Genomic DNA, 25162 nt, shown 5'->3' on the forward strand with positions numbered 1-25162 from the left:
GAGCCGGCGTGCTCTGCCCCCCACTTCTGTGATTGAGCCCGAGGCGCCGGACGGGTCGAGGCGCCTTGTCTGCTGGGCTGTTGCGGGTATGCTAGAGAGTCTAAATGGCAGAATAAGGAAGTGACTTTGCCAAGGAGTTTGCGCCGTTTTAGTCGCCGATGGCCGCGCCTTTCCCTCATCTGGATGGTTCCCTTAGTGCTGGTGCTCTGCCTGGCACTGCTTATCGTGATGGATTTTGTGCAGGGGCGGGATCTGATGCGAGGCTATTTGAAGCAGGCGCAGGAGCAGCTGTTGCTGCAGCGTGCCCATCAGATGGAGCAGTTGTTGGTGTCGGCGGGCCCAGCGAAGGCCTCGGAGGTGGCGGAGTCGAGCATGACGCAGTGGGCGCAGGAGGAGGCCCTGCTGGCGGCGGCGATCATCGATCGGGATCAGCGGGTCTTCTTGGGCAGTCGACTGATCTGGCGCGGCGGCCTGGCCAGTCGCTTGCTGGAGGGCTATCAAGGGGAACTGGCGAATCGGGCGCTGCTCAGTGGCCGGCCACTCCTCACCGTGGCACCGCAACGGGCCAGCCTCCAGCTCTATTATCCCCTCGTTCAGTTAAAACCCCACCTCGAGCCCCGATTGTTGTATATGGAGCAGGATCTCACGCCGCTCAACGAGATCAGTCATCAACTGTTCCTCCAGCGCTTGGTAAAGCTGTGGAGCGTCGGTGTCGGCTTGGTGTTGCTGATCTGGTGGCTGAGCCAGCGAATGATGGTGCGTCCCTTAACGGCGCTGCGACAGGAAGCGCGCCGTCTTGGCGAGCCGCAACTGGCGGATGCCCCCCCTCGGCAGCTCAAGGAGATCGATCAGTTGTGGCAGGGCTTCCTGCAGGCCAATCAACGATTGCGTTTGGGTTATAGCCAGTTGGTCGAGAGCGAGCAGCGCTGGTTGTATGCGGTCGAAGGGATGAAGGCTGGGGTGTGGGATTGGCGCATCGATAGGGATCAGGTCTATTTCTCCCACCATTGGAAAGCGATGCTGGGTTATCGGGACGATGAGCTGCTATCCAGCTTTGAGTCTTGGGAGCAACGTTTGCACCCGGAGGATCGGGAGCGGGTGTTGGCTCAGTTGCAGGACTACGTTGAGGGGCGCGCCAGCAGCTTCGAGAACCAGCACCGTTTGTGTCATCGCGACGGGCATTACATCTGGGTGGTGGATCGGGGCATGATCGTCGACTGGGATCCGCGCGGACGGCCTCGTCGCATTGTGGGCAGCCATATCGAGTTGACGGAAGAGGCGAGCCGAGGACGGCGTGAACACCATGAGGTGGTGTCTCGATCCGGCCTGCTCGAGGAGTTGGAGTCGGCATTGATGAGTGACACCGAGCCAGGCGCGGCATTGCTGGCCTATCTGGATCTGGATGACTTCAAGCTGATCAATGACGTGCATGGGCAAGACAGCGGCGATCGCTTACTGGAGCAGGTGCTACAGCGGTTGGAGACGCAGTTCGCCCAGGCGGGGTTGGTGCGGCGCCTTGGCGGGGATGAGTTTGCGCTTTTGCTGATCGGGTTGGATCCGCATCAGCAAGCACTGGCGGCACAGGCGCAGGCCTTTGCTGAGCAGATCCTGGCGGTGGTGGCCAGAGGCTGGTTGCTCGAGGGAAAGCCGGTTCATCTGGGGACCAGTATCGGCTTAGCCCTGTCTCAGCCCGGGGCGCTATCGGGTGCCGAGCCTCTATTGGCCCAGGCCGAGCTGGCCCTGTTTAAGAGTAAGGAGCGGGGCCGGGGCGGCTATTGTTTGTTTAAGGCGGAGTTGCAGCATCAGGTGAGGCAGCGCTTGTGGCTGCGCGATGCTTTGAGTCAGGGGCTGAGCCAGGGGGAGTTTTGCCTCTATTATCAGCCGGTGATGGATGAAAAGGGCGAGATCCACAGTGCCGAGGCGCTGCTGCGCTGGCACCAGTCTCAACGCGGCGAGATCACGCCCACTCAGTTTCTGCCCATCGCCGAGCGTTATGGCCTGTGTTACGACTTGGCCGAGTTGCAGTTGAGTCAGGCTTGCCGCGATCTGGCCGTGATGCGTCGCTATGGCTTGAGCGAATTGATGTTGAAAGTCAGCCCACGGCAGCTGCTATGGCCGCCGTTTGTTGAGCGGCTGAACCACCATCTGGATGAGCAGGGGGTGCCCGCCCGCATGCTGGTGCTTACGCTGGCGGGCGCCGAGTTAACGCCGATCGATCGTGAGCTGTTTGCGGTTCTTACCGATCTCAACACGCTGGGCGTGCGGCTGGCGCTGGATAATTGCGGGGCCGGTTATCTGGCATTGTCTCAGCTGAGTCAGCTGCCGGTGGCGCGACTGAAACTGGATACCCGTGATCTCTGCGCTGGCGGTGCGGCCGCTGCGCCTGCGCGGCCCTTGTTGCAGGCTCAGGCGGACATGGCGGCGGCGATGGCGCTGGAGTGGATGGCGACTGGGGTGGACGACGATGGTTGCTACCAATGGCTGCGAGAGCTGGGCTGTGTGCGCTTCCAGGGCTATCTGTTTAGCGCACCACGACCGTTGGAGAGCTTCTTGGCGCTGCTGCGCACCAAGGGCCGCACTGCGCCATTGGCGTTAGCGCATACCGAGACTCATTGAGCCGCTCGGGCTGCAGCGCTCTGCTGCGGCAGCTCAAACCATTGCTGTAACAGCGTCAGCACTTGGCTGCGGATCTCAGCGCTTTCAATAAACAGTTCGTGTTTGGCGTGCTCGAATCGATGGAGCCGGTGCGGTGGTTGGACGAAGGCCGTTTGCGCTTGGTTGCAGACGACGCTGTCGGCTCCGGCCTGCATCACTAAGATCGGGGTCTGGATCCGTTCGGGCCGGATCCGATCACAAGCGGCCAGCGCCTGTTTGAGCCAGCGGTTGCTGGGATCACCCAGTTGGATCGCTGGGCAGTCGCGATAGAGCTGGCGAAATTGTTGGTATTCCGTGCGGTCCGAGGTGAGTTTATTGCACTCGAATGGGACAGGATCATAGTTATGCCCGCCCAGGATATAGCGTTGTGGCCGCAGCCGGTCACACAGCTCCACCACCGGCTGCAGCAGGGGGCGGGGCAGTGGCAGACATATGCCGAACATGGGGGCCGAAAAGGCGGCGCGCTCGAAATGCTCCGGATAACGGCTCAGGTACAGGGCGGCGATGGCGCCTCCCATCGAGTGCCCCAGTAGCCAATGGCGGGTATGGCCGTCAGGGGCGATATGCTCGCGGTAGAACTGCGCCATGTCCTCGACGTAGTGCTCAAATTGCTCGACGTGACCGATATGGGGGTTGGCCAACATGCGTTGCGACAAGCCCTGTCCCCGATGATCCCACAGGTACACACTGACGCCTTGGGCGTACAAGGCCTCGATTAAGGGCCAGTATTTCAGATAGCTTTCGATCCGGCCGTTGCTGATCACCACGGCGGCGTCGGCGTCAGGATGGCGCAGGATACTGTAGCGAATGGCGATGTTGTCCACACCGGTGAACTCGCCATGCTCAGCCTGGGCCCATAGGGGCCACCGGCTCATCACGTGCGTCAAACTCATTGATCGGCTCTCGCCTTTTGACGTGCCTCAAACGCGGCCAACTGCTCTGGCGTTGCGTCCGGTTGGTGGTTGGCTTTCCATTCGCTGTAGGGCATACCGTAGATCGCTTCGCGCGCGGCGTCGTAGTCGATCGCCTCACCCCGCGCGTTGGCTTCGGCCATATACCACTTTGACAGGCAGTTGCGGCAGAAGCCCGCCAGGATCATCAGATCGATGTTCTGTACGTCCTTATTGTTGTCCAGATGGGTCAGCAGGCGGCGCAGTACGGCGGCCTGGATCTCGGTCTCGGTTTGCGTGTCCATAATGGCTCCTTGATTAGCCTTGTTGCGCGATCCAGCTTTGGATCCGCAGCTCCAGCTCGGTCAGTGGTACGCTGCCGGCCAGCAGCAGTTGATCGTGGAATTGGCGCAGATCGAAGCGATCACCCAGGGCGGTTTCGGCTTGCTCGCGCAGACGCCACAGGGTAAGTTCGCCGATCTTATAGGACAGTGCCTGTCCGGGCCAAGCGATGTAGCGATCGATCTCGGTGCCCACGTTGTGCAGCGACAGTGCGGTGTTGTCGGCGAGGAAGTCGACGGCTTGCTGGCGGCTCCAGCCTTTGGCGTGCATGCCGGTGTCCACCACCAGACGGCAGGCGCGCCACATCTCATAGGTTAAACGGCCGAAGTTGCTGTAGGGATCGGTATAGAAGCCACCCTCGAGGCCGAGCTTCTCGGCATAGAGACCCCAGCCTTCGCCAAACGCACTGATGTAGCTAAAGCGGCGCAGGGGGTGCAGTGCCATCTCCTGGCTGAGGGCGATCTGTAGGTGGTGGCCGGGCACGGCTTCGTGCAGGGTCAGTGCCTCCATCTCATACAGCGGGCGCTTGTCCAGGGCGTAGGTGTTGACCCAGTAGTAGCCGGGTTGGTCATCGTCACTGGGGCCGGCATAGCGGCCGGTGGTGTACTTGGGGGCGATCTCGGCCGGTACGGGCTTGATGCCATAAGGGGTGCGGGGCAGGGTGGCAAAGAATTGCGGCAGCATGGCATCGGCTTGTTTGGCCAGACGAGCGGCGTAGCGCAGCAGTTGCTCTGGAGTCTCGGCGTAGAACTGCGGATCGGTGCGTAGGAAGGTGAGGAAGTCGGCGAAGCTGCCGGTAAAGTCCTGTTGCTGGATCACCTGCTCCATCTCGGCGCGGATCCGGGCTACCTCGGTGAGGCCGAGTTGGTGCACCTGCTCGGCGCTCATGGGCAGGGTGGTGTAGTGCTGGACGCGATTGGCGTAGAAGGCTTCGCCTTCGGGCAGGGCGTGGGCGGCGATGCTGCTGCGGGCGCCGGGTCGATATTCATTGACGAAGAAATCGTAGAAGCGCTGATAGGCGGGGATCACGCCTTGGCGGATCAGCTGTAACCCCTGCTGTTGCGCTGCGGCGTCGTCCAGTGCTGCCAAGGGCGCATAGTAGAGGCTTTGCTCCGGCTCGGTGATGAAGGCACTGATACTGTGCTCGAAGCCGGTCAGCACCGCCTGAGGCACGGTATGGCCGCTTTGCAGGCCTTGTCGCATCCAGTACATCTGCTGGTCGAAATAGCGCGGCAGGGCTTCGAGGCGGCGCAGGTAGGCTTGCTGCGCGGCGGGATCGTCCAGTGTGTTGCCTCGGGCGATCGCGGCAATGTAGGCGTGGAAGCCGCTCTCTGCGGTGATCGGCATGGTATGGGCGCCATAGCGATAGCCATCGATGCGGTTGTGGAGCTGATAGCGCAGGATGGCGAGATCGGCCCGCTCGGTGGGGTTGAGTTGCTCAGGGGCGATCGCCTCGGCCTGACGCAGCAGGGCGAGATCTTGCTGGTGCTGCGCCGCCAGTGTGGCGGGACTGAGATCGGCCAGTTGGCTGGCGGCTTGAGTATCGCCAAAGCGCTGCGCCAGTTGCGGGTTGCGCTCAAGTCGGTACTGCCAGGCCTGATCCATCAGTTGTTGCAGGGTGTCACTGGCGTTGGGGAGCGGGCTGCTGCTGCAGGCACCGAGCATCGCGATCAGGGCGATGAAAATCAGTCTCATACCTCATCCTTGGGGCTCACTGTTTTGGGCGGGACCAGTGTAGCGTGTCGGGCCGGACAAAAAAACGCCGCCACGGCTCGGTATCCGTGGCGGCGTAGTGCTGGGCGAGGGGCGCCCATGCTGGCTTGGGTTAGATCACGCGGCTGAACTGCTGTTGGCGGGCTTTATCGCGGAAGTAGCGATCGAAGCACATGCAGATGTTGCGGATCAGCAGGTTGCCCTGATCGGTGACGCGGATGATGTCGCCTTCATGCTCGACCAGTCCATCTTCGATGAAGGGGGCCAGCAGGGCGATATCTTCGCTGAAGTAATCGTCGAACACCAGATCCCAGTCCTGCTCGATCACGGTTTTATCCAACTCGAAGTGGCAGATCAGCTGCTTGATCACTGCGCGTCGGATGAAGTCGTCTTGCTCCAGGGTGCAGCCTTTCAGCAAAGCGGTGCCGTTCTCGTCCATGGTCTGGTAGTAGTCTTTGAGTGCCACGGCATTTTGGGCATAGGCGTTGCCGATGCTGGAGATGGCGGAGGCCCCCAAACCGAGCAGATCCGCATCCGGTTGGGTGGTGTAGCCCTGGAAGTTGCGATGCAGCTTGCCGGCGCGCTGCAGCTTGGCCAACTCGTCGTCGGGCTTGGCGAAGTGATCCATGCCAATAAACTGATAGCCGGCGTCGACCAGGGTGTTGATGCTGTTTTCCAGGATCTTCAGTTTTTGCGCCGGGCTGGGCAGATCGTCGTCGTGGATCTTACGCTGGGCGGCAAATCGGTGGGGCAGGTGGGCGTAGTTGAAGACGCTGAGCCGGTCGGGGCTGAGCTCTTTGATCCGCTCCAGCGTCTTTTGGAAGCTTTCCGGTGTCTGGTGCGGCAGGCCGTAGATCAGATCGACATTGGTCGAGCGGAAGCCTTTGTCGCGGGCGGTTTGGATCAGGTCAAAGATGAACTGCTCATCTTGCTCGCGGTTGACCGCGGCCTGCACCTGCTTATCGAAGTCCTGTACCCCAACGGAGATCCGGTTAAAGCCCACCTCTTTGAGCACGTCGAGGGTGGTCAGCTCGATCTCACGGGGATCGATCTCGATGGAGAATTCGCCTTCGTCGGCGAAATGGAAATGCTGCTTGAGCAGTGCCGTCAGGCGGCGGATCTGCTCGTCGTTGAGGAAGGTTGGGGTGCCACCCCCCCAGTGCATCTGGGTCACCAGGTAGTCAGCAAAACGCGGTGCCTGAGCTAGGATCTCGCGCTCGAGGTAGTCGAGGTATTGATCGGCCTTGTGGGCGTGGCGGGTGATGATCTTGTTGCAGCCACAGTAGTAGCACAGCTTGTGACAGAAGGGGATGTGGAGATACAGCGACAGATGCTGCTTGTCAGAGCCTTGGATGGCGCTCACTAGTTGGGCGTCGGTGAACCCCGGGTGAAACTCCACCGCCGTGGGGTAGGAGGTGTAGCGTGGCCCCGAGTAGTTGTATTTCTCAATGAGGGCCTGGTTCCAGCTGATCTTATCCTGCACGTTGTCACTCCATAATCCAATCTGTTGGCATTATGCCGCTTTTGTTGGCGGATCCTAGCGTTGTTGAGCGTGATTTTACCGCAATGTTGCGTGGGTGCGATCCCCTTCAACATTTTGCTGATATAAAAAACGGCACCGAGAAGGTGCCGTTTGAGGGAGAAAGGGGGGGATCCTGAGCAGCTTACGTTAGCTGGCCGTCGGCCAGACGAGCGAGATCGGCCGACATGGCTGGGCCCAACTGCTGTTGGGCTCGAGCCAGCTCGAGATCGAGTCGCATGCGCTCCTGACGCTGCAGGGCTTTGCGGGCGCTGAGGATCGGCTGCTCTGCGATCTGATCATACAGGGCGTGCAGCGCGGGAAAGCGCTGACGCCATTGATCCGGATGGCTGCCCGGCAGGCCGCGCAGTAGATTGACCAGACGCAGAGCCCCTTCGGCGGGCTCACATTGCTGTTGGTGACAGGCTTTGGCGATCAGCTGGATCTGAGCTTGCAGTTCGCTGTGACGCATTTGCTCGGCGCGTTGTTGGGCCAAACGCTGCTGACGCAGCTGCCACAGCAAGTACGCGGCATAGCCAGTGAGCACCGCAATGATCAGGCCCGCCAAGAGCACCATACTTCCCTGTACTGTCATGCCTTAGTCCTTGAATTGGTCGAGCAGATCTTCGCCCTGATTGAATGCGTCCAGTAAGGCATCCTCGTCGCTTTGGGCGGCCGGGGCTGGCATAGGCGCGGACTCGATGGCGTCGTCCTCGTCGTGATCTTCGATCCCCAGCTGATCCATCAAGACGGCAATGCGGGCCAGACTGCTGTCGAGCCAGAACTGGTCGTGTTGGGCCAAGACCTCACCGTCTTCAACGCGCTCCAATAAGGTATGCAGGCGTGGATCGTTCTCCAGTTTGGCCAGCTCCTTTTCCGGTGCCAGTGTCTTTGGCTTGGCCGGTGCGGCGCTGGCGACCGTCAGGGCGATCGGCTTTTTGCTGCCCAGACGCGGATCTTTGGCGGCGGCGTCTGGATTGCCTTGTTGTACGGCCTTGCTGCTATGGCGATTGCCGGCCATTTGGCCTTTGCCACGCTTCTTGGTGGCGATCTTCTCTTGTTTCTTTTCCCGCGCTGGCCGTGCTGGGCCATTGCTGTTCACTTTGCGGGATTTCTTTGCTCGGGTCATGGGTCTGCCTCCATTAGGGCCGGCGTTTATACCAGATTATGCCGGTTTTTGCAGCAGAATGACGTCGCTGCCGTGAAATTCCACCGTTAAACCTTGTTGGCGAGCCAGGAAACGGAAGGTCGCCGGGCTGAAAAAGCACACGTGGGTGGGATCGTTTTTGTAGTGCCATTGCGCAAAGGCGTTGGCATTACGCACCATCTTGGTCATTAGACCCAGGGTGCCGCCGGGTTTGAGCAGACTCATCAGCAGCTGCCATTCACGACCGGGCCGGTAGAAGTGCTCGATCGCTTCGGTGCAAGTGACGAAATCGTACTGGCGTCTTAGCGGGGTGCGATCGGGCTGATAGTAGATGTCGTACAGCGCCATGCGGTGGCCGGCCTGCTCCAGCATGCTGGCCAGCACCGGCCCTGGACCACAACCAAAATCCAATCCATCACTGCCCTCGGGCAGGCGGGCCAATAGCGGATCCGCCAGGCGCGACAGAAAGCGGCGGTAGCCTTGATCGGTCGGACTGTTCTGGTGTTGATCGTAGATCTGCTTTTCGGCATTGGCGGGCAGCAAGGCTGAGGGATCAACGAACACTAGCTGGCACTGCTGGCACTGAAAGTAGTGGCGGCGTTTATCCTGATGGTAATGGTGGGATTGAGGGTGCTGGCACAAGGGGCAAAGCATGGATCTTCCTGGCACGTCGGTCGAGAGCACAGTATACCCAATTTGCTGGCTTGGGTGGCGGGCGGCGATCGCAACGGAAAAACAGACAATAAAAAAGGCGACAGGATGTCCTGTCGCCTATTGGGTGCCAATGGACACACCTTTCTATTTGCTAACCAAGAGTTCCGTTCTTGCTCAGTGACGTTCCCGGTCTGTTCCCTTTTCTTTGCAGCGCTTCCATGCCTATCTTTTGTTGTTATAGGTCAACCTTGACGCTTTGTTAGTCGTCCTTTGATGGTTTTCCATAACCATAATGACCACTGTCCTAGTGGCGACCGTCTTCCTGACGAGAGTAACCATCCATGTGGTTCCCATATCCATGGGATCAAGCTCTCCGGCCTGTCTGATCCGTCCAGGATGGCTTCCGGTGCGAATACACACATCCTGTGCGTGCTCCATACTGCCAACGGCAAGTCCATCTCCGTGGCCAACTCCTGTTCGACGCCCACTCTACTCAACTTGAGCTGGATCGCAACTTTTTTAACCGCGAGAATTGCGTCAAAAATAATTGTTAAATCAACAAGCTGTTGATTTAAATGAGTATTGTGTGGGTCTTTGACGTTTCGTTTTGATGATCTCTGTGGGGTATGGGGGTGAATGTCTTACACCGACTCTGGCTTGTGACTGGTATCAAATAGGTTGCGCTGGTGACTTATTTTGTTGGTGGGGAGCGAGGTAGCGTGTTTAAGCTGAGAACTCGGTATTGCTGGCATAAAAAACGGGCCCTTGAGGGCCCGTGCTCGCGCAGCGTTACGACGGTTACGGCATGCTGCTGATGTATTCCGCCAGCACAGCGATGTCGTCATCACTGAGTTTGGCGGCGACGTCGCTCATCATGCCATTGAGGTCATTGTGGCGTGCGCCACTGCGGAATTTTTCCATTTGGGCCTTGAGGTAGCCGGTGTGTTGGCTGGCGAGGGCGGGATAGCCGGCCAGACTCATGCCGCTACCGTCGGTACCGTGACAGGCGACACAAGCGGTGATCTGGCGCTTTGGATCGCCACCCAGATACAGTGCTTGGCCTTGTGCCTGCGCCTCGGCACTGGCGGGTTTACCTGGACTGATGGTTTGGCTGGCATAAAAGGCGGCGACATCTGTGATGTCTTGCTCACTCGCCAACATCATGGCCATACCGCTCATTACGGGATCGTGGCGACCTTCGGCGCCGCCGGTTTGTCCGGCGAGTTTGAATTCGGTGATCTGCTTGATCAGGTAATCCTGATGCTGACCGGCGATTTTAGGATAGAGATCGATCTGGCTGTTTCCGTCCATGCCATGGCAGGCGAGACACGTCGCCGCTTTGGCTTGGCCCGCAACCGGATCGCCTTCGGCGAACGCTGCAGTGGACAATGTGGACAGAATAGCGAGGGCAACAGCATACTTTTTCATGACGTTCCAACTTTTCTTCTTTAGCGTTTCTTTCCCTGCCGCATCGCTCGCCTGTTAAAATGGAGGGAGCATGCTGCGAGCATTTTACACGAAACCAGAGCCAGATCTAAGAGTTAGTGTGTTTTGTGAGCTGAACCACGCTCGTTGAGCCTTGACCTCACGGAGACTTACGTGACAGAACAACATATTGATTTTCGCCTAGCGCAATTTGTGACCAGTGCACCGGACATTACCCATCTGCCGGAAGATATCGGCATGGAGATCGCGTTTGCCGGTCGCTCCAATGCCGGTAAGTCCAGTGCTCTGAATACCCTGACCGATCATCGCGGTCTGGCCCACATCAGTAAGCGTCCCGGCCGCACTCAGCTGATCAACGTTTTTCGTCTGACGGATGACAAACGGCTGATCGATCTGCCCGGCTACGGCTTTGCTAAGGTGCCGCTGGAGATGAAGCTGGCTTGGCAGGAGAAGCTGGCACAGTACCTGGAAGAGCGCCGTTGCTTAAAAGGTTTGGTGGTCTTGATGGACATCCGCCACCCATTGAAGGATCTGGACTTTAATATGATCCGCTGGGGTGTGGCGGCGCAGATGCCGGTATTGGTGTTACTGACCAAAGCCGACAAGTTGAAGCAGGCGGAGAAGCAGAAAACCCTGCGCACGGTGAAGGCGCGTCTGGCGGAAGAGCTGGATGGCGAGATCGTGGTGCAGCTGTTTTCGTCGCTGAAAGGCACGGGCCGAGAGCCAGCCCTAAACGTACTGAATGGCTGGTTCCGCCGTCATGACGACGAGCAGCTCGTCGTTTTGTGAGCAAAAAAAACCGGTGTCCTAAATGGGGCACCGGATAAAGCGTATTCTGAGAAACGGCTTTCAATAAACGATAACAAGACGCTTCAATCGTCAGGATTGAAAACGTGGGATCATCATAGCTCAGAAATCGCACACTTTAAAGCAATTGCTCTATGCTTGAGTCAAAAAAAGGCACAAAAAACCCCGACGATAAACATCGCCGGGGTGCCAAATTTTGGCGATTGCCCAATGGACAATCAAAACAGGTTTGAAAGATAGAACATCTTACCTCTGTACCCTACCGAGCTAGCATAGCGTTGCCTTGTTGGTAGGGAAAGTGTCTTCACTAGTGGATTGTTTATTTTGTGTTGAGCATCACAAAAGAGCGAGGGTAGGCCCCTCGCCTGGGTGTGACCGTCATTCAATTGTGCGGAGCGATCTCGCTCAGTGGGCTTGATCCCAGTTGTCGCCGATCCCGGCGTCGGCGATCAGCGGCACGTCCAATGTCGCGGCCTGCTCCATTAGCTGGCACAACGCGTCTTGATGTTTCTCGACGTCAGACGCCTTGACTTCAAACACCAATTCATCGTGCACCTGCATCAGCAGCTTGATCTCATCGATCGGCTGCTTGGCCAGGTAATCGGCCACGCTGAGCATGGCTTTCTTGATGATGTCCGATGCGGTGCCTTGCATCGGGGCGTTGATGGCGGTGCGTTCGGCCGCTTGCTGGCGCATTTTGTTGCGGGCGTTGATCTCCGGCAGGTGCAGGCGACGGCCAAACAGGGTCTCGACGTACTGATCGGCGTGGGCCTGCTCGCGGGTGCGATCCATGTAGTCCTGCACGCCCGGGTAACGGTCGAAATAGGTGTTGATGTAGTCCTGAGCTTCGCCGCGGGGGATGTGCAACTGCTTGGCCAGACCAAAGGCGGACATGCCGTAGATCAAACCGAAGTTAACCGCTTTGGCCCGGCGCCGCTGCTCTGTGGTGACGTCATCAAACGGGGTGCTGAACACTTCGGCTGCGGTCGCGCGGTGAATGTCTTTGCCAGCGGCAAACGCTTCCAGCAGGCCCTTGTCTTGCGATAGATGGGCCATGATCCGCAGTTCAATTTGCGAGTAATCGATGGCCAGCAGTTTGCTGCCCTCGGGGGCAATAAAGGCCTGACGGATACGGCGGCCCTCTTCGCTGCGGATGGGAATGTTCTGCAGGTTGGGATCGGAGCTGGACAAGCGCCCGGTGGCGGTCACGGCCTGATGATAAGAGGTGTGCACCCGGCCATTGGCCTTGACCAGTTGCGGCAGTTTGTCGGTGTAGGTGTTTTTCAGCTTGGCCAGGCTGCGGTGTTCCAGAATGAGCTTGGGCAACGGGTAATCCAGCGCCAGCTCCTGCAGTACCTCCTCGGCGGTGGAAGGCGCACCTTTCGGGGTTTTCTTGATCACCGGGCAGGACAGCTTTTCAAACAGGATGGTCTGCAGCTGCTTGGTGGAGGCCAGATTGAACACTTCACCCGCAATGTCATGGGCTTCCCGTTCCAGTTGCTCCAACTTTCCGGCGATCTCGCTGCTTTGCTGATGCAGCATGTCGCTGTCCAGCAGCACGCCGTTGCGCTCCATCTGCGACATGATCGGCACCAGTGGCAGCTCGATCTCACGGAAGATCCGTGCCGGGCCTTCCACCTCTTCCAGTCGTGGCAACAGGTGTTGGTGCAGACGCAGGGTAATGTCGGCGTCTTCCGCCGCGTACGGGGCGGCCTGCTCCAGAGGGATCTGGTTGAAGGTCTTCTGTTTGGCGCCCTTGCCGGCGATCTCTTCGAAATGGACGGTCTTGTGGCCGAGGTATTTCAGTGCCAGATCGTCCATATTGTGCTTACCCGCGGTGGAGTTGAAGCAGTAGGACTCCAGCATGGTATCAAAGGCGATGCCACGCAGCTCGATGCCGTAATTGGCCAGCACCGACATGTCGTATTTGAGGTTCTGACCGACCTTTTTGGCATTCGCATCTTCCAGCAGCGGCTTGAACTTAGCCAACACCCGCTCACGGTTCAGCTGCACTGGTGCGCCTTCGTAGTCATGGGCGACCGGCAGGTACGCAGCTTTGCCCGGCTCGACAGCAAAGGACAGCCCGACCAACTCGGCGGCCATGTAATCCAGGCTGGTGGTTTCGGTATCAATGGCAAATAGCTCGGCGCCTTTGAGTTTTTCCAGCCAGCTATCGAGCTGCGCTTCGGTGAGGATCAACTCATGCTCGGTCTGCACCTGAGCACGGGTGCTCGCCGCAGGTGTGGCGTCGCTCGATGCGGTGCCGTTGCCCTTGGGCAACACATCGCCGCCATCCAGTACTTCGTTGAGCCAGCGGCGGAACTCCATCTCGCCGTACAGCTTGGCCAGCGCGTCACGATCGATCTCCCGCATGGCCAGATCGTTCGGGCCCTCATCCAACTCGACATCCAGTTTGATGGTGGCCAGCTCGTAGGAGAGGAACGCCGCATCTTTGTTTTCAGCCAGCTTCTTGGGCATGGTTTTGCTGCCGCGAAAGCCCAGTGGCACTACCGCATCGATGTCTTGATAGATGGCTTCCAGGCTGCCAATGCCTTGCAGCATGGCCAATGCGGTCTTTTCTCCGACGCCAGGGAGGCCGGGAATGTTATCGACCTTATCGCCCATCATGGCGAGCAGATCGATGATCAGCTCGGGGCCGACGCCAAATTTCTCTTTGACGCCCGCCGGATCCAGCGTGGTGTCGGTCATGGTATTGACCAGGGTGACCTTGTCGGTTACCAACTGCGCCATGTCTTTATCACCGGTGCTGATCAGCACATCAAAGCCGGCTTTTTCGCCTTGTACCGCCAGGGTGCCGATCACGTCATCGGCTTCGACCCCGCTTTTGACGATCATCGGTAAACCGAGCGCCTGGATAATGGCGTGTAGGGGCTCGATCTGACTGCGCAGATCGTCCGGCATGGAGGGGCGCTGCGCCTTATATTCCGGGTAGATCTCGTCACGAAAGGTCTTGCCCTTGGCGTCGAACACGACCGCCATATGGGTGGGATCATACTGGCGCAACAAGCTGCGCAGCATGTTGACCACGCCGTATACGGCGCCAGTAGGCTCGCCTTTTGAGTTGGTCAGGTGCGGTGGCGCATGGTAGGCGCGATACAGATAGGATGAGCCGTCGACCAGGATCAGCGGTTTCTTTTCGGACTGGGACATGGGGCCAAATTGGGTTGATAAGTCAGGTGAGTAGGATGCCACGTTGCTGCGCCGAATTGCCAGCGTCTCACTGAGTTACGCACAGCAAAGAGCGCAGCAATTAAGCTGTGGATAACTTTGTGCACAAAGACTGTGGACAACCTAGGCAAGATCCGTGATCTGGATCATTGCAAATCGAGCAAAGCTATAAAGGACGGGGCCTACGCGAGATCTTGTATCGATTACATGGCGTTGCGTTATTGGGTCGGCTCAGTGTGGATAGCTGATCTCGTCCATGAAGCTGTGAGCTAGAGAAAGGGCGTTACTGCATCAGGCTCCTTCCCGATGTACGACGAGTAATTTAGCACAAAAAAGCAGCGGATCTACCCCCACTCGAAAAAAATGTTAAATCAAAGATCCATGCTGACAACCTCGTGTTGTCAGCATGGCTGTATGTCGTCGTATCGAGCGGTTAATTGGTGTGTTTTTTCCTGTTTGCTGGTTTTGTGTCGGGCGCGCTACAGTGCCTATCACAGCCCAGTAGGAAAGGACTGTGGCCTTCAACTCGAAGATCTAACAGGGAACGGCTCGCGATGTTAGCGGTGCCACAAAGCAAAGGAGAGGCAAGATGAAAAAGATCGCAGTGATCCTCAGCGGTAGCGGGGTGTTTGATGGCAGTGAGATCCATGAGGCGGTACTGACCCTACTGGCACTGGCGCGAGCCGGTGCTCAGGTGCAGTGCTTTGCGCCGGATCGGCCGCAGATGCACGTTGTGAACCATCTGACCGGCGAAGTGGAAGCGGACGACACCCGTAATATCCTGGTGGAAGCGGCGCGCATTGCCCGTGGCGAGATCCTGCCATTATCGGCATTGGATGCGACCGAGTTTGATGGGCTGATCTTGCCCGGCGGCTTTGGTGCCGCGAAAAATCTGTGTGACTTTGCTGTGGCGGGCACGGAATGCCAAGTGGCGGACGATATGATGCTGGCGGCCCGCCAGTTTATTGAGGCGGGCAAACCCAGTGGCTATCTGTGTATTGCCCCCATCATGTTGCCGAAGATCGCTGGCAAAGGGGTGAAAGGCACCATAGGCACGGATGGGGAAACCGCTCAGGCCTTTAACCTGATGGGCGGTGAGCATCGGTCGTGTCCGGTGGATCAGATCGCCGTGGATGAGGCCCGCAAGATCGTCTCCTCTCCAGCCTATATGTTGGCGGGTAATCTGCTTGAGGCGGAGGCCAGCATTAATGCGTTGGTGACTCGGGTGTTGGAGTGGATCGACTAACGGGTTTCGGGCAAAAAAATGGCCAGCACGGCGCTGGCCTAAATTGTGTGAGCAATGTGCGTCAAGACGGGAGTGAGCATCCCGTCCCATTGGAACGCAAATAAACGATAATCAATATCATTTGCATTGGCAAGTTTTTGGCCAATATTTTTATTCGGCGTGTGTTATCGGCTTGGAAAAATGGATGCGGTGATCCAGCGAGGTATCGCCTTTGGCTTCACAGTCGATGATGTGAAAGCCATTGCTCAGCAGCAAGTGCAGCATGGCCGGATAACGGTTGCGGCTTTTGACGCTGAGGCGCTGATAGCCATGGGCTCGGCCCCATTGCATCTGTTGATCCAATAGCCGTTGGGTGCTGCCCAGAGTGCGAAACTCTGGCAGGGTGCCCACCATCCAGACGTAAAGTTCCTGCGCAGAGCGGGCGTAACTGACGTTAAAGCCAATGGCCTGATCGCCCAACTGGGCGATCAAGATGCGGTGTGCCACACCCGCCAATCGCTGTTGGTAAACGCCAAGGCCATAGGGCTGATCGAACTCCGGCACCTGCTGGCTCAGCGCCACCACTTCTTCCATGCTGCCCAATCGCCATTGCACTTGTGTCACCTTGGTCTTCATGCGGATCTCAGCCCCAACTCGCCTTTTAGGGTGGCCATAAAGGTTTCAATATAGGCCCAGCGGCGCTGTCCTTCCGCCTTGCCGGCGTCGGTGCTCAGTTGGCCGGGCAGGTGTTGCAGCTTGACGTAGAAGTGATCCAGGCAATAGGTCGAGTCATCCAGTTCGCGCTGCTCGGCGAAGGGATCGTCGCTGTGATACAGCTCATTGCCGAACTGGCCACCCAGCATCAGGCAGCGGGCGAGGCCGATGGCGCCGATGGCATCGAGCCGGTCGGCGTCCTGTACGATCTTGGCCTCTAACGTCTCGGTGGCGATCCCCGCCGACCAGCTGTGAGCGGCGATGGCGTGGTGGATGGCGTCGATATATTGCTCTGGGTAGCCGTACTCACGCAGCAGCTCGATCGCTTTGTCAGCGGCCAGCACCGAGGCCTGACTGCGGCGCGGATCGCGCTTGTCGATCAGCACCACATCGTGCAACCAGGCGGCCGGCAGGACGACGGCCAGTTCGGCATTTTCGCTGATGGCCAGCTGCTCGGCGGCGGCCACTACCCGCTCGATGTGTGCCAGGTTGTGCGCGCCATCGCTGCCGGCGGCTTGTGCCCATTGACGGCATCGTTGTTGCCAAGACTGATCGAATACAAACGGTTGGGTCATGCCAGATCCTGATACTGCGTATAGTTAGGCGGCCGATTTTACTCCGCCGCTTTGCCATTTCAAGACGGCTTGGGCCGGTATCGGGTAATAAAAAAGCGCTGTTCGCGGGGGGCGAACAGCGCTGGGTGTGCGTCGGCGATCTCCCTCCGGGATCAGCCGAGCTGGGTCTGGCGCTGCGCCGTGCCGCGCAAGATGCTATCGCTCAGCAGCTTAAGCAGGACGCCATAGGCTGGCAGGAACAGCAGCAGGCTGATGGCCAGTTTAAAGCCGTAATCGACGGTGGCGATCTCGACCCAGTGCTCCGCCATAAAGGGATCGGCGCTGGCGTAGAAGGCGATGGAGAAGAACACCACGGTGTCCACCAGGTTGCCGACCACGGTGGATCCCGCCGGAGCGACCCACCAAGCCGCTTGCTTACGCAGTTTGGCAAAGACCTTGATGTCCATCAGCTGGCCCACCAGATAGGCGGTGAAGCTGGCCAAGGCGATACGGCCGACAAAGCTGTTGAACTCGCCCAGGCCGGATAGGCCCTGATATTCACCTTGATACCAAAGTACGGAGATCAGGTAGGACAGGATCAATGCCGGGATCATGGCACCAAAGATAATGCGTCGGGCCGCTTGGGCACCGAAGATCCGCACCGTCAGATCGGTCGCCAGATAGACGAAGGGAAAGGTAAAGGCACCCCAGGTGGTGTGGTAGCCAAACAGCTGAAACGGCAGCTGTACCAGGTAGTTCGACGCCGCAATAACGGCAATGTGGAAGCTGATCAGGATCAGCAGGGCGCGCTTGATCTGCGCCGCACTCAATTGAAGCATGTTGTCACCTTTTTGATGTTCGGGGTGAGGGAACCCGTACGACTGATTTGGTTCTTTTGGCGCGTGCATTGGCCAAAAAGAGGGCGGAATTATAGGCAGCGATGAGAGCAATGCAAGGCTTTCGTGATCCATCGCCTCTCAATCTGCTCAGGGAGTGGCATAATTAGCTCCAATATTCGCTCAAAAAGGATCGTCAAAGTGAGTCAAGATTGCTGCAGCCAACCTGGGCTGATGTTGCCTGAGCAGGCGTTGGAAAAGATCCGGGCCGCCGTGGTGCCGTTCTCCACATTGGAGTGGGTGGCGCTGGAGCAGGCCGCAGGCCGGGTATTGGCCCAGGACATCGAGTCCACTTTGGATCTGCCTCTGTTTGCCAACTCCGCCATGGACGGATATGCGGTGCGCAGCGTTGAGGTGGCGGCGGGCACGCAGATGCCCATCGCCGGCAAAGCCTTCGCCGGTGTGCCGTTTGAGGGCGAGTGCGGTCCCGGCGAATGCGTGCGCATTATGACCGGTGCGCTGTTGCCGGAAGGGCTGGACAGCATTGTGATGCAGGAAGTGGTGGAGAGTGACGGTGAGACCGCGACATTCTCTGAGGCGGTGCGTCACGAGGCGTTTGTTCGCGGCCGCGGTAGCGAGCTGAAGGCGGGCACTCAAGTGCTGAGCGCCGGCACCCGTATCGGCGCGGCGGAAGTCGGCGTGTTGGCCACCGTCGGCGTAGGGCAGGTACCTGTGTATCCCCGCATCAAGGTGGCGCTGTTTTCCACTGGCGATGAGCTTAAGGCGCCGGGTACCGAGCTCAAACCGGGGGAGATCTATGACTCCAACCGCCACGCGCTGCGTACCATGCTGCAAACCCTGCACTGTGAGGTACTGGATCTGGGCGTGATCCCGGACGATCTGGATCAGATCCGGGCCGCGTTTGCCAAGGCCGATGCCGAAGCCGATGTGGTGGTCACCTCCGGCGGCGTTTCGGTCGGTGAAGCGGATTACATCAAGTTGGTACTGGATGAGCTGGGCCAGGTCAATTTCTGGAAGCTGGCGATCAAGCCGGGCAAGCCGTTTGCCTTTGGCAAGTTGCCCAATTCTTGGTTCTGCGGCCTGCCGGGCAACCCAGTCTCCTCCATGGTGACCTGCTACCAGCTGGTGACGCCACTGCTGGCGCACCTGGGCGGTGAACAGCGCGCGCCAGCCTTGACCCTCAAGGCGACGCTGCAGCACGGGTTGCGCAAAGGCCCGGGCCGACAGGAGTACCAGCGCGGTGTGCTCGGTAAGAATGCCGAGGGCGAGCTGATCGTCAGCACCACCGGCGCGCAGGGCTCGGACATGACCACCTCGATGAGCCGCGCCAACTGCTACATCGTATTGCCAAGGCAATGCGGCGATCTGGACGCGGGCGCTGTGGTCACGGTTGAGCCCTTTAACGCCAGCCTGAATGGCAACCTGGGCGGGGGCCTGTGATGGAAGACATTCTTTCCGATCCCGAACTGATGCGCTACAACCGCCAGATCGTCATTCGCGCGTTCGATATGGACGGGCAGGAGGCGCTGAAGCAGTCCAAAGCCTTGATCCTCGGTGTGGGCGGCTTGGGCTGTGCCGCCGCGCAATATCTGGTGACCGCAGGCATTGGCGCGATCACCTTGGTGGATTTTGACCACGTCGAGTTGTCCAACCTGCAGCGTCAGGTGCTACACCGCGACAGCCGTATCGGCGTCAACAAGGCGGTGTCCGCGGCGGAAGAGCTCAAGTCACTCAACCCACATGTGGCGATCTCGGTGATCGACCGTCTGCTGGATGAGCCCGAGCTGGCCGAGCAGGTGCAAGCGCACGATATTGTGCTCGACTGCACCGATAACCTGATGATCCGCGAGCAGCTCAACCGCTTCTGCTTTGCCGATAAAACCCCGTTGATCTCCGCCGCCGCCATCCGCATGGAAGGCTTGGTGACGGTATTTGATTACTTGGATGACAAGCCGTGCTACCAGTGCTTCGCCAGCCTGTTTGGCGAGCAGCAGTTGTCTTGCGTCGAGTCCGGCATTCTCGCCCCTGTGGTGGGCATGGTGGGCTGTTTGCAGGCCACTGAGGCGGTCAAACAGCTGTCGGGCATGGGTAAGACCCTGTCCGGTCGCATTTTGATGATCGACGCCATGACCATGGAGTTTCGCGAGATGAAACTGCCTAAGCGGCCGGGCTGTCCGGTCTGCGGCTGAGCGCGTAGCAAAAAAACGGGAAGCCTAAGGCTTCCCGTTTTTTATCTGAAGGGCATTAAAAGCGGATCTGCTCGCCGCCTTGCTTGGCCACGGACTCGGACAGGAAGGCAAACAGCTCGTTGCCGCTGCGATCGCAGATCCACTGACCGTCGACGTAGTTGTAGTGATAACCGCCAAACTTGGTGGCCAGCCACAGCTGGTGCAGTGGCTCCTGCTTGTTCAAGATGATGTGGCTGCCGTCGATGCACTCGATCTCGATCACGTTGCCGGCTTGATCGTAATCCAACTCCAGCTCGGAATCGTCGATCACTTCGGTGATCCGCTCGATCGCGGCGTCGGCCAACTGATGATAAGTGCTGCTGTCCATGGTCATAACCGGGTCTCTTTTGCATTTGTCTGGGCTTGAGGCGATTATACGGCCATCTAAACAAAAATAGGCACTGTTAAGGAGCCCCATGCGTCCGATCCCTCTTTTGCTCCTATTCTTCCTGGGCCTGGCTGGCTGTGGTCAAACCGGCCCACTGTACTTGCCGGAAGCCCCGGCAGAGAATCAGGCCGAGCAGAGTCAAAATGAGCAAGAAACGCAGAAGGACGACTCGGACTCCGAGTGAGCGTGCGACAACACATAAGGACAGACGTTGGATCATTTCACCTATCAACAGGGTCATCTGTACGCCGAGAGCGTAGCGGTGGCCGAGATCGCCGCCCAGTACGGCACGCCTTGTTACCTCTATTCCCGGGCCACCATCGAGCGTCACTATCGCGCGTTCGATGAGGCGGTGGGCGCACACCCCCATCTTATTTGCTATGCGGTGAAGGCCAACTCCAACCTCGGTGTGCTCAATGTACTGGCTCGATTGGGCAGTGGCTTTGATATCGTCTCCGGTGGCGAGCTGGCCCGGGTGTTGGCGGCGGGGGGCGATCCCGCCAAGGTGGTGTTTTCCGGCGTGGGCAAAACCAGCGAGGAGATCCGTCAGGCGCTGCAGGCGGGCATTCACTGCTTTAACGTCGAGTCCGAGCCGGAGCTGGATCGGATCCACCAGGTAGCCGAGCAGCTGGACTGTCAGGCGCCCATCTCCATTCGGGTTAATCCCGATGTCGATGCCGGCACCCATCCTTATATCTCCACAGGCCTGAAACAGAACAAGTTTGGCATTGCCATGGAGCGGGCCGAGGCGGTCTATCAGTACGCTGCCACGCTGCCGCATCTGGACATCAAGGGCGTGGATTGCCATATCGGCAGTCAACTGACCGAGCTGGCGCCGTTTTTGGATGCGCTGGAGCGCTTGCTGGGGTTGATCGATCGCTTAGCGGCGCAGGGGATCACCCTGTCTCATCTGGATGTCGGGGGGGGCCTTGGCGTTAACTACGATGACGAGAAGCCGCCGTTACCGGCCGAGTACGCCGCAGCACTGCGCGAGCGGCTGGGGGATCGCTCTCTTGCGCTGATCCTAGAGCCGGGTCGCGCCATCATGGCCAATGCGGGTGTGCTGATCACCCAAGTGGAGTTTCTCAAGCGCGGTGAGGATAGGGATTTTGCCATCGTCGACGCGGCGATGAACGATCTGCTGCGCCCGGCGCTCTACAGCGCCTGGCAGAACATCATCCCGGTCAGCCCGCGCGAGGGCACGGCCCGTCGCTACGATGTGGTCGGCCCGGTGTGTGAAACCGGGGATTTTCTCGGCAAGGATCGCGCGTTGGTGCTGAGTCCGGGCGATCTGCTGGCGGTGCGCAGCGCCGGGGCATACGGCTTTACCATGTCCTCCAATTACAACAGTCGGCCGCGTGCGGCGGAGGTGCTGGTGGATGGCGACGAGGTGCATTTGGTGCGTGCGCGTGAGACGGTAGAACAACTGTGGCAAGGGGAACGGCTTCTGCCGTAAACTAGCCGAATGCGAAAAGTTTAAGGCGATAATTTTGATACAGTTTTCCAAAATGCATGGCTTGGGCAACGACTTTATGGTGGTGGATGGGGTGACCCAGAGCTTCTATTTGTCGCCGGATGCCATCCGTCGCCTGGCTGATCGCCATACCGGGATCGGCTTTGATCAGCTGTTGCTTGTGGAGCCGCCGTACGATCCTGAGCTGGACTTCCACTATCGGATCTACAACGCCGACGGCAGTGAGGTCGAGCAGTGTGGCAACGGAGCCCGCTGTTTTGCCCGCTTTGTGCAGATGAAGGGGCTGGTCAATCGCGACGAGATCTCGGTATCTACTCAGCGCGGTAAGATCACCCTCAAGCTGGAGGGCGAGGATCGGGTTAACGTCAACATGGGCGTGCCGGACTTCGAGCCCGCTTCCTTGCCGTTTCGGGCAAAGAAGGCGGAGAAGACCTACCTGCTGCCGACCGAGGCGCAAACCGTATTGGCCGGCGCCGTCTCGATGGGCAACCCGCACTGTGTGCTCAAGGTGGATGACGTCGATAGCGCGCCGGTTGAGACGCTGGGGCCTTTATTGGAGCGGCATGAACGCTTTCCCAAGGGGGTCAACGTCGGCTTTATGCAGGTGATCAGCCGTGATCATATCCGTCTACGGGTGTTCGAGCGTGGTTGCGGCGAAACCCAAGCCTGCGGCACCGGCGCCTGTGCTGCCGTGGTGATCGGTCATCATCAGGGCTTGCTGGCCGACAAGGTTCGGGTCGATCTGCCCGGCGGCACCCTGATGATCCGCTGGGAAGGCCCGGGCTCACCGGTTCATATGGTGGGACAGGCCACCCATGTGTATGACGGACAGATCGAACTATGAGCCAGAATAATCTCACGCATCTCAACGACGTCGATCCCCTGCTGGTGCGGGAGTATCTGCTGGATCACCCAGAGTTCTTTGCGCGTTATCCTGAGCTGTTGCTCAGCTTGCAGATCCCCCATCAGGATCGCGGCGCGGTCTCCTTGGTGGAGCGGCAGCAGAGCATGTTGCGTGAGCGGATCGGTCAGTTGGAGGAGGAGATCACCTCGCTGCTGAGCGTGGCGGCGCGTAATGAGGAGATCTATCGTTTTTACAGTGAGCTGCTGTTTGATCTGCTGGCACTGGACGATCTGGAGCAGGTGCAGCGAGAGCTGGCGGCACGGCTGCGGGCGCAATTCCGTTTTACCCGGGTGCGGCTGATCGCCGCCGATAGGCCCGGTCAGTTTGAGCTTGAGGCGATCGCCCCCATCTTGCGTCATCGCTTGGATGGTCGTGGCTATTACTTGGGACGCCTGCCGGCGGTGGAGGCCCGCTTGCTGGTGGGGATCGAGACCGGCTCGGTGGCACTGATCGGTTTGGGCAGGCCGAACGCCTGGGTTGGGGTGTTGGCCATCGCCTCGCACGATCCCAGTCACTTTGTCCCGGAAATGGGCACCATGCTGCTCGATCAGCTCAAGCAACTGCTGACCTTCCGCCTGCAACAAGCGCCCAATGGATAAGGTGATCCCGCGCTTTCTGCGCTACCTGCAGAGCGAGCGCCAGCTGTCCGAACACACCCAACGAAACTATCAGCGTGAGCTTGAGCGCGCGCTGCCCATTCTGCAGGCCCAGGCTCTCACCGATTGGGCGCAGTTGCGGCCGGATCACTGCCGGGCGCTGTTGGCCACCCTGCATCGGCAAGGGCTGTCGCCTCGTTCGCTGTCGCTGACCCTGTCGGCTTTGCGCCAGCTGGTGCGCTTCTTGTTGCGTGAGGGGCAATTGAGTCAGGATCCCACCACCGGCGTCAGGCCACCGAAACAGGCACGGCCGTTGCCGAAGAACCTTGATGCCGATCAGATTGACGGCTTGTTGGCGATCGACGACACCGATCCGCTGGCGGTGCGGGATCGGGCGATGATGGAGCTGTTTTATTCTTCGGGATTGCGATTGGATGAACTGGTTCAGCTCGATTGTCAGCGGCTCGATCTTGCCGAGGGTACGGTGCGGGTGCTGGGTAAAGGGGGCAAGGAGCGATTACTGCCGGTGGCGGGCATGGCGCTGCGTTGGTTGCGTCAGTACCTGACGGTGCGCGCCAGCTTGCTCAAAGGGGAGGATCCGGCGGCGCTATTTCTGTCCAGCCGCGGCACCCGCTTAAGCCGGCGCAGTGTGCAGCAGCGCATGGCGCAGTGGGGTCAAAAACAGGGCGTAACGGCGCGGGTGCACCCGCATAAGCTGCGTCACAGCTTTGCCACCCATATGCTCGAATCGAGCGGCGATCTGCGTGCGGTGCAGGAGCTGCTCGGCCACGCCAATCTCTCCACCACCCAGATCTACACTCACCTCGATTTCCAACATCTGGCTGCGGTGTACGATGAGGCCCATCCCAGAGCGAAAAAAAAATAAGGCCACTCGTTTGAGTGGCCTTATTGGTTGGGGAGCCGGAGTGAGCGGCGAAGGGGTTAGTCTGCGGCGCGTTGTTCACGCAGCATCGGTGCCACTTTTTCTATGTAGAACTTGCTGGCAATGTCAGCCAACGGGTTGGCCTTGAGCTCAGGGTGCGCTGCAATCATGGCCGCTTTCAAGGTCTTATAGTCAGCATGTTGATGCTGTTCACGCAGGCGCTCGGCGGTTTCCAGATAGGCGATCTGATCCAGGATCGCGTTGGCGCGCAGCTGCACTGGTAGGCCGTGACCGGTAAACAGCACCTGATCACCTTTCTTGGCTTCCAGCTCGGTGAGGTGGGTGCGCCAGGTGGCCAGATCCCGCGCGCCAAAGAAGGCGTGGGCTTCGGACGACACCATATCCTGGACGAACATCACGCCCAGATCCGGCAGCGCGATCAGGGTTTGGGCCGGGGCTTCGCCCCCCTTGAGCAAGGTAAACTCGTAGCGCAGGCCGGCGATGGTCTCCTCATTGGCCAGGGCGCGACCGATCTCGATGGCATAGTCGATCACCATCTCTGCGCCATACTCCTGTGGCTTTTGTTTCAGGTAAACCGGCGCCATCCGCTTGTGGTTGTCGATGACGGTTTGTTGTGCGGCCACCTTCACATCGGGGAAGTATTCCAGCCCCATCCAGTGATCTGGATGGTGGTGCGACAGCAGTACCTCAACCATCGGCTTGTCCAGTCCGTCGACATAGTCGCGGAACTGTTTGGCGTAAGGGCGCAGGAACTGGCCGTCGATCAGCACCAATCCTTGGTCGCTTTCTACCACATGGCTGCTGACCATGGAGCTGTCTTCCGGTGCCGTTAGGCTGTGGACGGTGACGTCGCCGAAATGAGCGATGGAGACGCTGATCTGGCCTTGGCCCACAGCCAGCGCCAGGGGACTGCATAGAGCACACAGCAGGGTGAAAGAACGGTGTAGCATTTTCAT

24 protein-coding genes are annotated in these 25162 nt (G+C 59.0%); 10 read left to right on the plus strand and 14 right to left on the minus strand.

The annotated features are described in order from the left end of the window. Positions 1–195: 195 nt before the first annotated feature. A complete protein-coding gene (locus ABEA08_RS05405; RefSeq protein ID WP_345334065.1) occupies positions 196–2616 on the plus strand; it encodes an EAL domain-containing protein in 2421 nt (806 codons plus the stop codon). On the opposite strand, the gene ABEA08_RS05410 is transcribed toward ABEA08_RS05405, so the two are convergent. The 8 genes from ABEA08_RS05410 to ABEA08_RS05445 form a co-directional block, all read right to left on the minus strand. After that, positions 2610–3548, minus strand: a complete 939-nt coding sequence (locus tag ABEA08_RS05410; protein ID WP_345334067.1) for an alpha/beta fold hydrolase — start codon at positions 3546–3548, stop codon at positions 2610–2612. The genes ABEA08_RS05405 and ABEA08_RS05410 overlap by 7 nt on opposite strands. Next, entirely contained in the window at positions 3545–3850 is a 306-nt protein-coding gene (locus ABEA08_RS05415) for a DUF1244 domain-containing protein (protein WP_345334069.1), read from the minus strand. Before ABEA08_RS05415 ends, ABEA08_RS05410 begins: the two co-directional genes overlap by 4 nt. Positions 3851–3863: 13 nt before the next feature. Continuing rightward, positions 3864–5582, minus strand: a complete 1719-nt coding sequence (locus tag ABEA08_RS05420; protein WP_425557331.1) for a DUF885 domain-containing protein — start codon at positions 5580–5582, stop codon at positions 3864–3866. Positions 5583–5712: 130 nt separating this feature from the next. Then, positions 5713–7083 (minus strand): oxygen-independent coproporphyrinogen III oxidase, encoded by a 1371-nt coding sequence (hemN, locus tag ABEA08_RS05425; protein WP_345334071.1) that lies wholly within the window; start codon positions 7081–7083, stop codon positions 5713–5715. Between the two features lie 181 nt (positions 7084–7264). Continuing rightward, the gene (locus ABEA08_RS05430) at positions 7265–7714 is read right to left on the minus strand and encodes a DUF2489 domain-containing protein (RefSeq protein ID WP_345334073.1); all 450 of its coding nucleotides are present in this window, start codon (positions 7712–7714) and stop codon (positions 7265–7267) included. 3 nt (positions 7715–7717) lie between these two features. Beyond that, positions 7718–8248, minus strand: coding sequence for a Der GTPase-activating protein YihI (gene yihI / locus ABEA08_RS05435; protein WP_345334075.1), 531 nt, complete (start codon positions 8246–8248; stop codon positions 7718–7720). 36 nt (positions 8249–8284) lie between these two features. Continuing rightward, complete coding sequence (locus tag ABEA08_RS05440) at positions 8285–8920, minus strand: class I SAM-dependent methyltransferase (RefSeq protein ID WP_345334077.1); 636 nt, start codon at positions 8918–8920, stop codon at positions 8285–8287. Between the two features lie 798 nt (positions 8921–9718). Then, positions 9719–10348, minus strand: a complete 630-nt coding sequence (locus ABEA08_RS05445) for a c-type cytochrome (protein ID WP_345334079.1) — start codon at positions 10346–10348, stop codon at positions 9719–9721. Between the two features lie 171 nt (positions 10349–10519). On the opposite strand from ABEA08_RS05445, the gene yihA reads away from it, so the two are divergent. After that, a complete protein-coding gene (yihA, locus tag ABEA08_RS05450) occupies positions 10520–11155 on the plus strand; it encodes a ribosome biogenesis GTP-binding protein YihA/YsxC (RefSeq protein WP_345334081.1) in 636 nt (211 codons plus the stop codon). A 423-nt stretch (positions 11156–11578) separates the two neighbouring features. Here the strand turns inward: yihA and polA are convergent, their stop codons facing one another. Then, the gene (gene polA / locus ABEA08_RS05455) at positions 11579–14344 is read right to left on the minus strand and encodes a DNA polymerase I (protein WP_345334083.1); all 2766 of its coding nucleotides are present in this window, start codon (positions 14342–14344) and stop codon (positions 11579–11581) included. Between the two features lie 607 nt (positions 14345–14951). Between polA and elbB the strand changes: the two genes are divergently transcribed. Beyond that, the gene (gene elbB / locus ABEA08_RS05460; RefSeq protein ID WP_345334085.1) at positions 14952–15608 is read left to right on the plus strand and encodes an isoprenoid biosynthesis glyoxalase ElbB; all 657 of its coding nucleotides are present in this window, start codon (positions 14952–14954) and stop codon (positions 15606–15608) included. A gap of 150 nt (positions 15609–15758) precedes the next feature. Here elbB and ABEA08_RS05465 read toward each other — a convergent pair whose 3' ends face one another. From ABEA08_RS05465 to ABEA08_RS05475, 3 genes are all read right to left on the minus strand, one after another. Beyond that, complete coding sequence (locus tag ABEA08_RS05465; protein ID WP_345334087.1) at positions 15759–16223, minus strand: GNAT family N-acetyltransferase; 465 nt, start codon at positions 16221–16223, stop codon at positions 15759–15761. After that, complete coding sequence (locus ABEA08_RS05470; RefSeq protein WP_345334089.1) at positions 16220–16876, minus strand: HD domain-containing protein; 657 nt, start codon at positions 16874–16876, stop codon at positions 16220–16222. The genes ABEA08_RS05465 and ABEA08_RS05470 overlap by 4 nt, the downstream gene beginning before the upstream one ends. 152 nt (positions 16877–17028) lie before the next feature. Continuing rightward, on the minus strand, positions 17029–17694 hold the full coding sequence (locus ABEA08_RS05475; protein ID WP_345334091.1) for a 7-cyano-7-deazaguanine/7-aminomethyl-7-deazaguanine transporter: 666 nt from the start codon (positions 17692–17694) through the stop codon (positions 17029–17031). Positions 17695–17925: 231 nt separating this feature from the next. Here ABEA08_RS05475 and moeA point away from each other — a divergent pair, with 231 nt between their 5' ends. Continuing rightward, positions 17926–19152, plus strand: coding sequence for a molybdopterin molybdotransferase MoeA (moeA, locus tag ABEA08_RS05480; protein WP_345334155.1), 1227 nt, complete (start codon positions 17926–17928; stop codon positions 19150–19152). Next, on the plus strand, positions 19152–19901 hold the full coding sequence (moeB, locus tag ABEA08_RS05485; RefSeq protein WP_345334093.1) for a molybdopterin-synthase adenylyltransferase MoeB: 750 nt from the start codon (positions 19152–19154) through the stop codon (positions 19899–19901). The genes moeA and moeB overlap by 1 nt, the downstream gene beginning before the upstream one ends. 55 nt (positions 19902–19956) lie before the next feature. On the opposite strand, the gene cyaY is transcribed toward moeB, so the two are convergent. Next, entirely contained in the window at positions 19957–20274 is a 318-nt protein-coding gene (gene cyaY / locus ABEA08_RS05490) for an iron donor protein CyaY (protein ID WP_345334095.1), read from the minus strand. A gap of 82 nt (positions 20275–20356) precedes the next feature. On the opposite strand from cyaY, the gene lptM reads away from it, so the two are divergent. The 5 genes from lptM to xerC are packed head-to-tail and all read left to right on the plus strand — an operon-like array spanning position 20357 to position 24188. Next, entirely contained in the window at positions 20357–20512 is a 156-nt protein-coding gene (gene lptM, locus ABEA08_RS05495; protein WP_425557332.1) for an LPS translocon maturation chaperone LptM, read from the plus strand. A gap of 27 nt (positions 20513–20539) precedes the next feature. Then, entirely contained in the window at positions 20540–21784 is a 1245-nt protein-coding gene (gene lysA / locus ABEA08_RS05500) for a diaminopimelate decarboxylase (RefSeq protein WP_345334097.1), read from the plus strand. A gap of 34 nt (positions 21785–21818) precedes the next feature. Next, entirely contained in the window at positions 21819–22646 is an 828-nt protein-coding gene (dapF, locus tag ABEA08_RS05505) for a diaminopimelate epimerase (RefSeq protein ID WP_345334099.1), read from the plus strand. Continuing rightward, positions 22643–23305, plus strand: a complete 663-nt coding sequence (locus ABEA08_RS05510) for a DUF484 family protein (RefSeq protein WP_345334101.1) — start codon at positions 22643–22645, stop codon at positions 23303–23305. The genes dapF and ABEA08_RS05510 overlap by 4 nt, the downstream gene beginning before the upstream one ends. Beyond that, the gene (gene xerC, locus ABEA08_RS05515) at positions 23298–24188 is read left to right on the plus strand and encodes a tyrosine recombinase XerC (protein ID WP_345334103.1); all 891 of its coding nucleotides are present in this window, start codon (positions 23298–23300) and stop codon (positions 24186–24188) included. Before ABEA08_RS05510 ends, xerC begins: the two co-directional genes overlap by 8 nt. 56 nt (positions 24189–24244) lie before the next feature. Here xerC and ABEA08_RS05520 read toward each other — a convergent pair whose 3' ends face one another. Next, positions 24245–25162, minus strand: coding sequence for an MBL fold metallo-hydrolase (locus tag ABEA08_RS05520; RefSeq protein ID WP_345334105.1), 918 nt, complete (start codon positions 25160–25162; stop codon positions 24245–24247).

The sequence above is a fragment of the Ferrimonas pelagia genome, assembly GCF_039543565.1.
GTDB classification, from domain to species: domain Bacteria; phylum Pseudomonadota; class Gammaproteobacteria; order Enterobacterales; family Shewanellaceae; genus Ferrimonas; species Ferrimonas pelagia.